14 protein-coding genes are annotated in these 12321 nt (G+C 56.7%); 7 read left to right on the top strand and 7 right to left on the bottom strand.

Annotated features, from left to right (window positions below; translation table 11 throughout):
* The first annotated feature begins 8 nt into the window (after nt 1-8).
* Both nth and KGA88_RS13715 read left to right on the top strand, forming a co-directional pair.
* Entirely contained in the window at nt 9-647 is a 639-nt protein-coding gene (gene nth, locus KGA88_RS13720; protein WP_223591682.1) for an endonuclease III, read from the top strand.
* A gap of 106 nt (nt 648-753) precedes the next feature.
* On the top strand, nt 754-933 hold the full coding sequence (locus KGA88_RS13715; protein WP_110660665.1) for a PA3496 family putative envelope integrity protein: 180 nt from the start codon (nt 754-756) through the stop codon (nt 931-933).
* 82 nt (nt 934-1015) lie between these two features.
* Here KGA88_RS13715 and KGA88_RS13710 read toward each other — a convergent pair whose 3' ends face one another.
* Nucleotides 1016-1642 carry a response regulator transcription factor gene (locus KGA88_RS13710; RefSeq protein ID WP_110660664.1) on the bottom strand — a complete coding sequence of 209 codons (627 nt, stop codon included), beginning with the start codon at nt 1640-1642 and terminating at the stop codon, nt 1016-1018.
* Between the two features lie 526 nt (nt 1643-2168).
* Here KGA88_RS13710 and KGA88_RS13705 point away from each other — a divergent pair.
* Complete coding sequence (locus KGA88_RS13705; protein WP_110660663.1) at nt 2169-2879, top strand: hypothetical protein; 711 nt, start codon at nt 2169-2171, stop codon at nt 2877-2879.
* 159 nt (nt 2880-3038) lie between these two features.
* On the opposite strand, the gene KGA88_RS13700 is transcribed toward KGA88_RS13705, so the two are convergent.
* Together KGA88_RS13700 and KGA88_RS13695 are read right to left on the bottom strand one after the other, a co-directional pair.
* Nucleotides 3039-4256 (bottom strand): argininosuccinate synthase, encoded by a 1218-nt coding sequence (locus tag KGA88_RS13700; protein WP_223591680.1) that lies wholly within the window; start codon nt 4254-4256, stop codon nt 3039-3041.
* A gap of 129 nt (nt 4257-4385) precedes the next feature.
* Nucleotides 4386-5291, bottom strand: coding sequence for a flagellar protein MotY (locus tag KGA88_RS13695; protein ID WP_110660661.1), 906 nt, complete (start codon nt 5289-5291; stop codon nt 4386-4388).
* A 159-nt stretch (nt 5292-5450) separates the two neighbouring features.
* On the opposite strand from KGA88_RS13695, the gene pyrC reads away from it, so the two are divergent.
* Complete coding sequence (pyrC, locus tag KGA88_RS13690) at nt 5451-6497, top strand: dihydroorotase (protein WP_110660660.1); 1047 nt, start codon at nt 5451-5453, stop codon at nt 6495-6497.
* Nucleotides 6494-7171 carry a ribonuclease T gene (gene rnt / locus KGA88_RS13685; RefSeq protein ID WP_110660659.1) on the top strand — a complete coding sequence of 226 codons (678 nt, stop codon included), beginning with the start codon at nt 6494-6496 and terminating at the stop codon, nt 7169-7171. The genes pyrC and rnt overlap by 4 nt, the downstream gene beginning before the upstream one ends.
* Nucleotides 7172-7344: 173 nt before the next feature.
* Here rnt and KGA88_RS13680 read toward each other — a convergent pair whose 3' ends face one another.
* The gene (locus tag KGA88_RS13680) at nt 7345-7947 is read right to left on the bottom strand and encodes a peroxiredoxin (protein ID WP_007971324.1); all 603 of its coding nucleotides are present in this window, start codon (nt 7945-7947) and stop codon (nt 7345-7347) included.
* 311 nt (nt 7948-8258) lie between these two features.
* On the opposite strand from KGA88_RS13680, the gene KGA88_RS13675 reads away from it, so the two are divergent.
* The gene (locus tag KGA88_RS13675) at nt 8259-8477 is read left to right on the top strand and encodes a bacterioferritin-associated ferredoxin (protein WP_223591678.1); all 219 of its coding nucleotides are present in this window, start codon (nt 8259-8261) and stop codon (nt 8475-8477) included.
* Nucleotides 8478-8675: 198 nt separating this feature from the next.
* Complete coding sequence (bfr, locus tag KGA88_RS13670; RefSeq protein ID WP_110660658.1) at nt 8676-9152, top strand: bacterioferritin; 477 nt, start codon at nt 8676-8678, stop codon at nt 9150-9152.
* A gap of 189 nt (nt 9153-9341) precedes the next feature.
* Here the strand turns inward: bfr and grxD are convergent, their stop codons facing one another.
* The 3 genes from grxD to KGA88_RS13655 form a co-directional block, all read right to left on the bottom strand.
* Entirely contained in the window at nt 9342-9683 is a 342-nt protein-coding gene (gene grxD, locus KGA88_RS13665) for a Grx4 family monothiol glutaredoxin (protein ID WP_034149018.1), read from the bottom strand.
* Nucleotides 9684-9780: 97 nt separating this feature from the next.
* On the bottom strand, nt 9781-11889 hold the full coding sequence (locus tag KGA88_RS13660; protein WP_223591676.1) for a molybdopterin oxidoreductase family protein: 2109 nt from the start codon (nt 11887-11889) through the stop codon (nt 9781-9783).
* A gap of 134 nt (nt 11890-12023) precedes the next feature.
* On the bottom strand, nt 12024-12314 hold the full coding sequence (locus KGA88_RS13655; RefSeq protein WP_110661865.1) for a hypothetical protein: 291 nt from the start codon (nt 12312-12314) through the stop codon (nt 12024-12026).
* Nucleotides 12315-12321: the final 7 nt, after the last annotated feature.

Here is a 12321-nt window from a genome sequence, read left to right as displayed (position 1 = left end):
CACAGCCCATGAATGCCGCAAAACGTCTGGAAATTTTCCGCAGACTGCATGAGGACAACCCGGAGCCAAAGACCGAACTGGCCTATTCCTCACCGTTCGAATTGCTGATTGCCGTGATTCTCTCGGCGCAGTCGACCGATGTCGGCGTCAACAAGGCCACAGCCAAGCTGTTCCCGGTCGCCAATACCCCGGCAGCGATCCATGCCCTGGGTGTCGAGGGCCTGTCGGAGTACATCAAGACCATCGGCCTGTACAACAGCAAAGCGAAAAACGTGATCGAAACCTGCCGCCTGCTGGTCGAGCGCCACGCCAGCGAAGTCCCGCAAACCCGTGAAGAGCTGGAAGCGCTGCCCGGTGTCGGCCGCAAAACCGCCAATGTGGTGCTCAATACGGCATTTCGTCAGCTGACCATGGCCGTCGACACGCATATTTTCAGAGTCAGCAACCGAACTGGCATTGCGCCCGGCAAGAATGTGGTGGAAGTCGAGAAAAAGCTGATGAAATTCGTGCCCAAGGAGTACCTGCTCGACTCTCATCACTGGCTGATCCTTCACGGACGCTATGTGTGCCTGGCCCGCAAGCCGCGATGCGGAAGCTGCCGGATCGAGGACCTGTGCGAATACAAGCACAAAACCTCCGACGATTGAGCCGCTATTGGGTTTATCGAATTATCGATTGAAAAAATCTTTTTTACCCGCCGGGAGATTGTCGATATAAGGAGCGCCAAAGGCCTTCTTAGCCTGGAGTAGCTAAATGAGTACTGGCAAAGAGCAATTGGACGTAGAAGACGACTTCACCACCGCCGAAACCGATGACACCGAGCCGGTGGTTGAAGTAGCGAAAACTAATCTGAGCAAACGCCGCACCATCGACAATCTGCTGGAGGAGCGCCGACTGCAAAAGCAATTGGCCGATTACGATTTTGACTTATGACACCTGAAAGCCTCCCGAAGCGGAGGCTTTTTTTTAAGTGCCATACTCCGGTAGACGCCCCCCTTGTCGCACAGTTACCTGATCACACCAGACCATTGCGTTGTGCCAGTTCTATCAAATCGACCAGAGACCTCGCATTCAGCTTGAGCAACAGGCGGGTCTTGTAAGTACTGACTGTTTTATTGCTGAGAAACATCCCATCGGCAATCTCTTTATTGGTCTTTCCTCTGGCCAACTGTTGCAGGACCATCATTTCCCGCCCCGACAACCGATCAACCATGTCGGCCTCACTGGCGTTGCCCAGATTGCAACGCACCGTATGCAAGGCTTGATTAGGAAAGTAACTGTAGCCTGACAAAACAGCCTTTATTGCACTGAGCAACTCCGTCAGGTCTTGTTGTTTGCAGACATAACCGGCCGCACCGGACTGCATGCAACGCATGGAAAAATGCCCCGGCGCCTGGGAAGTCAGGATCAGCACTTTCATTGGCATTGAAGTCGAAGACAAACGCGCGATGACTTCCAATCCGTCCAGCTTCGGAATCCCGATATCCAGAATGACAATATCCGGCATAAGTTCACGGGCTAGTTGCAGTGCATCCACACCATTATCGGTTTCTGCAATAACTTCGTAGCCATGACGTTCCATTAGCATACGTACCGCAAGACGAATGACGGGGTGATCATCCACGATCAGCACTTTATTCATGGGCAAGTCCAATTTTCGCTGTTCGAATTTTTAGAGCCCGCACAATAGCCTAGTCGTTTCACCCATGGCATGTCGCCCCTTCCAACCACCTGCACCAAGAGACATCCCCTACAAACAACGCGGATTCCTCCTACAAAAATCCGTCGAACGGAATGAGTTGAAAACTGTAACAGCGTCATGGTGTCGCAGTTTCCAGCAATCGACCCTATCGATTTACCACCAAAATTTTCCAGAATCCTGGCTGAACGACCGCGCCCTGACGAACATAAACATCTACTCCCCCGTTAAAACGTAACTGATATTTTCGCTTCCAGCATTCACACCAGAAATATCACACACCAAGCATCCAATTACTCTTACAGCAAATATTATTTTTTGCGCAATCATTAACCACCACCACCTCCAAGAAAATCGAAGAGCAACAAATAACGAATAACACTCACTAAAGCCAACAAAAATCAAAAGCAACTATAATGAGAAATACTTCAAACAAACTTGAGACCCCATTCAAAAAAGAGAATTCAACATGAGCACAGAACAAGAGAGAAAACGAATTACCAACCCAATGACAATCATTGCCATATTCGCAACGCTCTCTGAAACCTCAGCCGCTGTTTCGCTACCTTTCCTTGGCGAAGAGGAAAAAGAACTTTATGTCTGGTTTCTGATCAGCTTTCCGTTTTATTTACTTTTGCTTTTTTTCGCGACACTGAACTTCAACTACAAATCACTGTATGCGCCTTCCGACTTTGAAAAGGGAAAACACTTCATGAAGGCCATGGATGATGCTGGGCGCTCGGAAAAGAAGGCTTCCCTGAAGGCGCCTGAGGCACCCACTCTGGAAACCTCAACGAATGACCAACCGTCAACCAGGACACCTTGCGGCGCACAGGACCCGCCATCGGAGATCGGCCTATTCACCACTGCCTTCGTTCAGCATCAACTTCAGTTACCGGACTTTGTAAAAGACCTGTACATCATTGATGCACGCTGGATGAGCAAGGAGGTCGAATTTGGAGCGCTGCTGGAAAAAATCCAGAGGCCACGGGAAAAGACGCCATACATGATTCTATTTGTCACTAGTGTCGTTTCGCAGGCGTTACTGAAAGCCAGTGTGCTAAAGCACTCACAGCAGACCAGCAAGCGCAATCCGGCCTTTTACATCGCCTACAATACGGGCTCGCACAGGTTGACGGTCATTGATCAAGCCGGACAACCGGCAAACAACAACGTGTAGGACAGGACAGGACAGGACAGGATGCTGGCAGGAGAAAAACAGGAATTCGTCAGCGCAAACGAAAACAACAGACAACGCAGGAACAGGCATCACACCCCGTTTTCAGGTGCCTGACCTCGTCCAGGACGAGATCAGGCATCCATCACGACCTCAAAGGTTTCAGAACAGCTTACGACCTTTGTTCGCCGCAATGCGCATGCGCAAGGCGTTGAGCTTGATGAAGCCCCCGGCATCCGCCTGGTTGTACGCGCCGCCATCTTCTTCGAAAGTGGCAATGTTGGCATCGAACAACGACTCGTCGGACTTACGGCCAGTGACGATCACGTTGCCCTTGTACAGTTTCACGCGCACGACGCCATTCACGTGGGCCTGGGACGCATCGATCATCTGTTGCAGCATCAGGCGCTCAGGGCTCCACCAGTAACCGGTGTAGATCAGGCTGGCATACTTGGGCATCAGCTCGTCTTTGAGGTGAGCCACTTCGCGGTCCAGAGTGATCGATTCGATCGCACGGTGGGCACGCAGCATGATGGTGCCGCCAGGCGTTTCGTAGCAGCCACGGGACTTCATGCCCACGTAACGGTTCTCGACGATGTCCAGACGACCGATACCGTGTTCGCCACCGATACGGTTCAGGGTCGCCAGCACGGTGGCCGGAGTCATTTCGACGCCGTCCAGCGCGACGATGTCGCCGTTGCGGTAGGTCAGTTCCAGGTACTGCGCCTTGTCAGGAGCGTTCTCCGGGGAGACGGTCCATTTCCACATGTCTTCTTCGTGCTCGGTCCAGGTGTCTTCCAGCACGCCGCCTTCATAGGAGATGTGCAGCAGGTTGGCATCCATGGAGTACGGGGATTTCTTCTTGCCGTGGCGTTCGATCGGGATCGCGTGCTTATCGGCGTAATCCATCAGCTTTTCACGGGACAGCAGGTCCCATTCGCGCCAAGGGGCAATCACTTTCACACCGGGTTTCAAGGCGTACGCGCCCAGTTCGAAACGAACCTGGTCGTTGCCTTTGCCGGTGGCGCCATGGGAAATGGCGTCAGCGCCGGTTTCGTTGGCGATTTCGATCAGGCGCTTGGCGATCAACGGACGAGCGATGGAGGTACCCAGCAGGTACTCGCCTTCGTAAACGGTGTTGGCGCGGAACATCGGGAAAACGAAATCGCGCACGAACTCTTCGCGCAAGTCGTCGATGTAGATCTCTTTGACGCCCATGGCCTGAGCCTTGGCGCGTGCAGGTTCGACCTCTTCGCCCTGACCCAGGTCAGCGGTGAAGGTCACCACTTCACAGTTATAAGTATCCTGCAGCCACTTGAGGATCACCGAAGTGTCCAGGCCGCCGGAATACGCCAGAACGACCTTGTTTACGTCCGCCATGCCATCACTCCACGGGGTTCTACGGAAAGCCGGGAAGTCTACCGCTCATGCAGAATAATTTACAGTGGCGCGACAGCTTATGACGACGAAGCGACAGATTATGTCGAGAGGGCGACGATGACCGAATAGTCAGGAAGTTGCCGAAGTGGCCGCTTTCGTTGCTTGCGGGGCGACTTGCTCCGCGGGCGCTCCACGCTCCAGGCGTACCGCTACCCGACGGTTCTTCGCGCGGTTGGCATTGTTGGAGTTAGGCGCCAGCGGATAACGTTCGCCATGGAAACGCACGGTGATTTGCGACTCCTGGAGGCCGTTGGCCTTGAAGAACTCCATCACGGCCAGGGCCCGGCGCCGCGACAGGTCGCGGTTGGTCAGGCGGTTGCCGCTGTTGTCGGAGTGACCGTCGAGCTCGACGTGATTGACCGTCGGATCGGCCTTCATGTACTCCAGCATCACCTGCAGCTTGGCTTTTGCTGCGCTGTCGAGTTCGATTCCGCCGCCGGGGAAACCTATTTCGGATTGCTTCACCTGTTCGAAATTCTGTGGCAACAGTTTCGCCACGCACCCCTGGTAGTCGGCAAATGCCTTGGTGAACCGGACCGGCAACAAACGTACTTCCGACACCCGCCCATCACCCGAGGAATGGCGAACCACCGGGCTGCGACCGTCCATCAGGCCACTGATCAGACGCCCGGCCTGAACCTGTGAACTGTTGAACAATACATTGCCGCTGCCGATTCTCACCGTGCCCAGGTTGATATCGTCACGCCCCGGTTGCCACGGTGCGGCAGCCGCGAGCAAGGTCGCCGAACCGCCGCCCATCATCGGGTTATAGGCTTTCAGACGAAACGTTGCCTGCTCACCGGCCTTGCGTACGAATTCGCCTGAACCGAAGTCGGTAATCGGCTGCGTCAGGCGGCATTCGAACTTGTCGCCTTCGACCGTCCACTCAATGCTCTCCAGGCGAGTCTGGAAAGTGAGCGCCATCGCGGGAAGGCTGGCAAACACACTGAGCAAGGCTAAATAACGCTGGCGCACGGGGGGCTCCACTGGCTTCTACAACAAAAAGACCGACACACATATGTTTACGGCATACCTGTTGGATATCGGAAGCTTCCCGCAAAACTTGATAGCGAGTGCCTGCAAGAGTCTTTTCCGGTAGCATTCCCCTCAGTTTGACCCGCCTGGAATCCCCTCATGTCCGACCGCCTGACCCTGCTGCGTCCCGACGACTGGCACATTCATCTTCGCGATGGTGCCGTGTTGACCAATACCGTTGCGGATGTCGCGCGCACCTTTGGCCGCGCCATCATCATGCCCAACCTGGTTCCACCAGTGCGCAACGCGGCCGAAGCCGACGGCTATCGCCAGCGGATTCTCGCTGCCCGCCCGGCCGGCAGCCCGTTCGAGCCGCTGATGGTCCTGTACCTGACCGACCGCACCCAGCCTGAAGAGATTCGCGAGGCCAAGGCCAGCGGATTCGTGTACGCCGCCAAGCTGTACCCGGCCGGCGCGACCACCAACTCGGACTCTGGCGTCACCAGCATCGACAAGATCTTCCCTGCACTCGAGGCCATGGCCGAAGTCGGGATGCCGTTGTTGATCCACGGTGAAGTCACCCGTGGCGATGTCGACGTGTTCGACCGCGAAAAAATCTTCATCGATGAGCACATGCGCCGTGTGGTCGAGCGTTTCCCGACCCTCAAAGTGGTCTTCGAACACATCACCACCGCGGACGCCGTGCAGTTCGTCAACGCGGCTTCGGCCAACGTTGGCGCGACCATCACCGCGCATCACCTGCTGTACAACCGCAACCACATGCTGGTGGGCGGGATTCGGCCGCACTTCTATTGCCTGCCGATCCTCAAGCGCAACACCCACCAGGAAGCCCTGCTCGACGCCGCTACCAGTGGCAGCGAGAAGTTCTTCCTCGGCACCGACTCGGCGCCCCACGCCCAGCATGCCAAGGAAGCCGCCTGCGGTTGCGCCGGTTGCTACACCGCTTACGCGGCGATCGAGATGTACGCCGAAGCCTTCGAACAGCGCAATGCGCTGGACAAGCTCGAAGCCTTCGCCAGCCTCAATGGCCCGCGTTTCTACGGCCTGCCGGCCAACACCGATCGCATCACCCTGGTCCGCGAAGAATGGACCGCCCCTGCCAGCCTGCCATTTGGCGAGCTGACCGTTATCCCGCTGCGCGCCGGTGAAAAACTGCGCTGGCGCCTGCTGGAGGAACACGCGTGAGTGAAGAGCATTTCGACGACGAACTGGAAGGCAATGGTGGCGGAGGCGGTTCCCGTCATCCAATGGCAGCGCGGTTTCGTGGTTACCTGCCGGTTGTCGTCGACGTAGAAACCGGTGGCTTCAATTCGGCCACCGATGCCCTGCTGGAGATCGCCGCGACCACCATCGCCATGGATGAAAAGGGTTTTGTCTACCCGGATCACACCTACTTCTTCCGTGTCGAGCCGTTCGAAGGCGCGAACATCGAAGCGGCCGCCCTGGAGTTCACCGGGATCAAGCTCGATCACCCGCTGCGTATGGCCGTGAGCGAAGAGTCTGCCCTGAACGATATCTTCCGTGGCGTGCGCAAGGCCCTCAAGGCCAATGGCTGCAAACGGGCGATCCTGGTCGGGCATAACAGCAGTTTCGACCTGGGCTTCCTGAATGCGGCGGTTGCGCGCCTGGACATGAAGCGTAATCCGTTTCACCCGTTCTCCAGCTTCGACACCGCGACACTCGCCGGTCTGGCCTACGGTCAAACCGTTCTGGCCAAGGCCTGCCAGGCAGCAGACATCGACTTCGATGGTCGTGAGGCTCACTCGGCCCGCTACGATACCGAGAAGACCGCTGAGCTGTTCTGCGGCATCGTCAATCGCTGGAAACAGATGGGCGGCTGGGAAGACTTCGACGATTGATGTGTTGTAGGAGCGAGCCTGCTCGCGATGGTCGTGAACGAAAACTCCGGGAGCCTGACACCCCGCGGTGTTCTCGAGTCCATCGCGAGCAAGCTCGCTCCTACAGAAAGCGGAAATCCCGCCCATAAAAAAACCGGCCTCGAAGGCCGGTTTTTTTGTACCTGCAACGTGCCTTACAGAGCGGCAGCGTGCTCGGTCAGGTAAGCCGCAACGCCTTCTGGCGAAGCGTTCATGCCTTTGTCGCCTTTCTTCCAGTTGGCAGGGCAGACTTCGCCGTGCTCTTCGTGGAATTGCAGAGCGTCAACCAGACGCAGCAGCTCTTCCATGTTACGGCCCAGCGGCAAGTCGTTGATGATCTGCGAACGGACAACGCCTTTGTCGTCGATCAGGAACGCGCCACGGAAAGCCACGCCGTCAGCGGACTGAACGTCGTAGGCCTTCATGATTTCCTGCTTGATGTCGGCAGCCATGGTGTAGCGAACTTCGCCGATACCACCATTGTTGACCGGGGTGTTGCGCCAGGCGTTGTGGGTGAAGTGCGAGTCGATCGATACAGCGACCACTTCAACGTTGCGTGCCTTGAACTCGGACATGCGGTTGTCCAGAGCGATCAGCTCGGACGGGCAAACGAAGGTGAAGTCCAGCGGGTAGAAGAACACCAGGCCGTATTTGCCTTTGATCGCCGAAGACAGGGTGAAGCTGTCAACGATCTCGCCATTGCCGAGTACGGCCGGTACGGTGAAGTCAGGGGCTTGTTTGCCTACGAGTACGCTCATTGGATATCTCCTGGTGTAATAGCGTGAGAAACAGGGTTCGTATCAGCCTGCCACCCTGAGGCGACAGCCCTGTGACACGATCCCCGGTCGCAAAAGACCGGCCATCATACACCGCGTGTTTGAGCTGGCTTAGCTGTTTTTTGCCCTCGCGATGAAATCCCCGACGGTTTTGCATCACCGACTTGCCAGGCAGACCGTTCGTCAGCCATCCGCGCTTATGAGGAAAAGTGCCCTGAAACCACTTTGACAATCATTCTCGTTAACATTAAGATCCATCGCAATTGAGTCACAATCAGCGACGGTCCTTCCTTATGTATGTTTGCCTCTGCACTGGCGTCACCGACGGTCAAATCCGCGATGCGATCTATGAAGGATGCTGCAGCTACAAGGAAGTCCGTGTGGCCACCGGCGTTGCCAGCCAATGCGGCAAATGTGCCTGCCTCGCCAAGGAAGTGGTCCGCGAGACCCTGACCAAACTGCAAGCGGCCCAGGCTGCAATTCCATACCCGGCAGAATTTACAGCCGCTTAAATATCGAATTTCAAGGAACCGGACATATGTCCGGTTTTTTTATGTCCGCAAATCAACTAGTTATGTTCTAGACGCGGAACACAAACATTCTTATTCAGATTAATTTTCATATAAGTTTCAATAACTTAGGTTTGACACTAGCAAATACGCGGCTCAAACTCTGTCCTATTGACAGCTATTAAAGGGCAGGACCCCATCATGAAAGGCGACGTTACAGTCATCCAGCATCTCAACAAGATCCTTGCCAATGAACTGGTCGCGATCAATCAATATTTCCTGCATGCGCGCATGTATGAAGATTGGGGCCTGAACAAGCTCGGCAAGCACGAGTACCACGAATCCATCGACGAGATGAAGCACGCGGACAAGCTGATCAAGCGCATCCTGTTCCTTGAAGGCCTGCCGAACGTCCAGGACCTGGGCAAGCTGCACATCGGCGAACACACCAAGGAAATGATCGAGTGTGACCTGCGTATTGAAAAAACCGGTCATGCCGATCTGAAAGTGGCCATCGCGCATTGCGAGAAAGTTGGCGACTTCGGCAGCCGTGAACTGCTTGAAGACATTCTCGAGTCCGAAGAAGAACACATCGACTGGCTGGAAACCCAACTGGGCCTGATCGACAAGATTGGTATCGAGAACTACCTGCAATCGCAGATGGGCGAAGACGAGTAAGTTCTACGCCGTTAATCTCGATGCAATAAAAAGCCCCGCTCTCTTTTACAGAGGCGGGGCTTTTTTGTGCCTGTTCCTGTTGTAGGAGCGAGCTTGCTCGCGATGGTCGTTAACGATAACGCGGGGAGCCTGGCACCCAGCGGTGTTCTTGAGTCCATCGCGAGCGAGCTCGCTCCTACATACAGCGAATCAGGCTTCGGACTTGTTGGCAGCAGCAGCTTCGACAGCAGCCTTGATGGTGGTCTGCAACGAACCGTCAGCAGCCATCTCAGTCATGATGTCGCTACCGCCGACCAGCTCGCCACCCACCCACAATTGCGGGAAAGTTGGCCAGTTGGCGTATTTTGGCAGGTTGGCGCGGATTTCCGGGTTCTGCAGGATGTCCACGTACGCAAACTTTTCGCCACAAGCCATCACGGCCTGCGCGGCTTTCGCGGAGAAGCCGCACTGCGGGGCATTCGGCGAGCCTTTCATGTAAAGCAGAATGGTGTTGTTGGCAATCTGCTCTTTAATCGTTTCGATGATATCCATGGAGCACCTCGGCTGAACTTTCCGACTCATGGGTCGGCACGGTGGCGCATTGTAACGGAAAGCCGAGCGCGCTGCTCGGTCTCTCCGTCGGTCTGACTCAAGCGGCTGCCACGGTCACTGGCACGCCATTGAGCGCGGCATTTCCCGACAATTCGTCAATCTGGCATTCGTCGGTCAGATCATTGGCGCTGGAACCCGGCTGACTGCTGGCAATCGAGATTTGCACGCCCGGCCGCGCATGGCCCCAGCCATGTGGCAGGCTGACCACGCCTTTCATCATGTCCAGACTGCCAAGCACTTCGACTTCGATCACGCCCACCCGCGAACTGACCCGTACGCGCTGCCCGTCACTGAGTCCGCGACTGGCCAGGTCGTCCGGATGCATCAGCAACTGATGACGCGGTTTGCCCTTCACCAACCGATGATAATTATGCATCCATGAGTTGTTGCTGCGCACATGCCGGCGGCCAATCATCAACAACTCGTCGGCGGCGGGTGCCTTCAATGCTGCGAAGCGCGCCAGGTCAGCGAGTATCGCGGCCGGTGCGGCCTGGATGCGTTGATTGGCAGTCTTCAGGCGTGGCGTCAGGTTAGGCTTGAGCGCGCCCAGATCGACGCCATGGGGATGATCGAACAAAGTCGCCAGCGACAGCCTGTGCTCAGACGTGTCGCCGTACATCCCCATGCGCAGGCCGCGATCGATCATTTGCGCCGGGGCGATGGTGGGCTTCAACTCCTTGCCGGTCCTGGCGGCAAATGCCTTGGCCAACCCGACGAAGATTTCCCAGTCGTGCAACGCGCCCTTGGGTTTGCCGAGGATTGCGCGGTTGAAACGACTGACGTTGCGCACCGCAAACAGGTTGAACGTGGTGTCGTAATGGTCGTTTTCCAGCGCCGATGTGGACGGCAGGATCAGGTCGGCATAGCGCGTGGTTTCATTGATGTACAGGTCGATGCTGACCATGAACTCCAGCCCGTCCAGCGCCTGTTCGAGCTTTCGGCCATTGGGCGTGGACAGCACCGGATTGCCCGCCACGGTAATCAGCGCCCGGACTTGCCCTTCTCCCTCAGTCAGCATCTCTTCGGCCAGTGCCGAGACCGGCAGCTCTCCAGCGTATTCCGGGCGACCGGAAACCCGGCTCTGCCACAGATTGAAGTGTCCGCCTGATGTCGTCGCCACCAGGTCCACCGCCGGTTCGGTGCACAAGGCCCCTCCCACGCGATCAAGGTTACCGGTGACCAGGTTGATCAACTGCACCACCCAGTGGCACAGCGTACCGAAGGCTTGGGTCGAGACGCCCATGCGGCCATAGCAGACGGCACTCGGCGCCGCGGCGAAGTCCCGCGCCAACTGGCGGATCTGTTCGGCCGGTACGGCGCACAACGGGCTCATGACTTCGGCGGTGAATGGCGCGACAACCTCCCGCACCTGCTCTAGATCGTCTACCGGCAGATGGCTGTCGCGGGTAAGCTCCTCAGCGAACAAGGTATTGAGCAGGCCGAACAACAGCGCGGCATCGCCGCCCGGGCGCACGAACAGATGCTGATCGGCAATGGCCGCCGTTTCACTACGGCGCGGGTCGACCACCACCACTTTGCCGCCCCGCGCCTGAATCGCTTTCAAACGCTTTTCCACATCCGGCACGGTCATGATGCTGCCGTTCGAAGCCAGCGGGTTGCCGCCCAGGATCAGCATGAAGTCGGTGTGATCGATGTCCGGGATAGGCAGTAACAAACCGTGGCCGTACATCAAATGACTGGTCAGGTGATGAGGCAGTTGATCGACCGATGTAGCGGAAAACCGGTTGCGGGTTTTCAGCAGGCCGAGGAAGTAATTGCTGTGGGTCATCAGCCCGTAATTGTGCACGCTCGGGTTGCCTTGATAGACCGCCACGGCATTTTGTCCGTGCTGTTCCTGTATTGCAGCAAGGCGTTCGGCGACCAGATTGAATGCCGCTTCCCATTCGATGGGTTGCCATTCATTGCCCACCCGCCGCATCGGCTGATGCAGGCGGTCCGGATCGTTCTGGATGTCTTGCAGCGCTACCGCCTTGGGGCAGATGTGTCCACGACTGAATGTGTCCAGGGGATCACCCTTGATCGACGTGATCTGGACGTTTCCGCCTTCGACCTCAGTGGTTTCGATGGTCAGGCCACAGATTGCTTCGCACAAATGGCACGCACGGTGATGGAGAGTCTTGGTCATGGCCAGTCTCTGTCTTGTTATGGGCGGGCAACGTAGGCCGCGGAAACAAAACTATGGCGCCAGAGCCGTCGCTACACCAGCGACGTTCGTCTTGTGAATCGAGGGTTATCAGGCCAGCCGATGGCCACGAGAGTTCAGTTCGAAGGCAACCTGGGTGGCGCCTGCAACTGGATGTCCTGACGGGTTTCGAACTGCCCGCGAGCGACATCGACACCGGTCAGTTCGCCGATCAGGCGCCAGTGTTCGTCGAGCCCGGCACTGATGGTGGCCATGCGATCGACCATGTGACGGCCGGCGGCTCGGGTAATCTCGTCTTCACTGCGCAGCAACTCGAAGGACATCGTCGTCACTGAGGCGGTGAGGTGGGTCAGGGAGCGTGCCGTGAGGCCCAGTAGTTCCATTAACAGCTGTTCTTTCGATTCCATCGGAAAG

Source organism: Pseudomonas sp. A-R-19 (genome assembly GCF_019956575.1).
Lineage (GTDB): Bacteria > Pseudomonadota > Gammaproteobacteria > Pseudomonadales > Pseudomonadaceae > Aquipseudomonas.
This window is presented reverse-complemented; position numbering and strand designations above follow the sequence as displayed.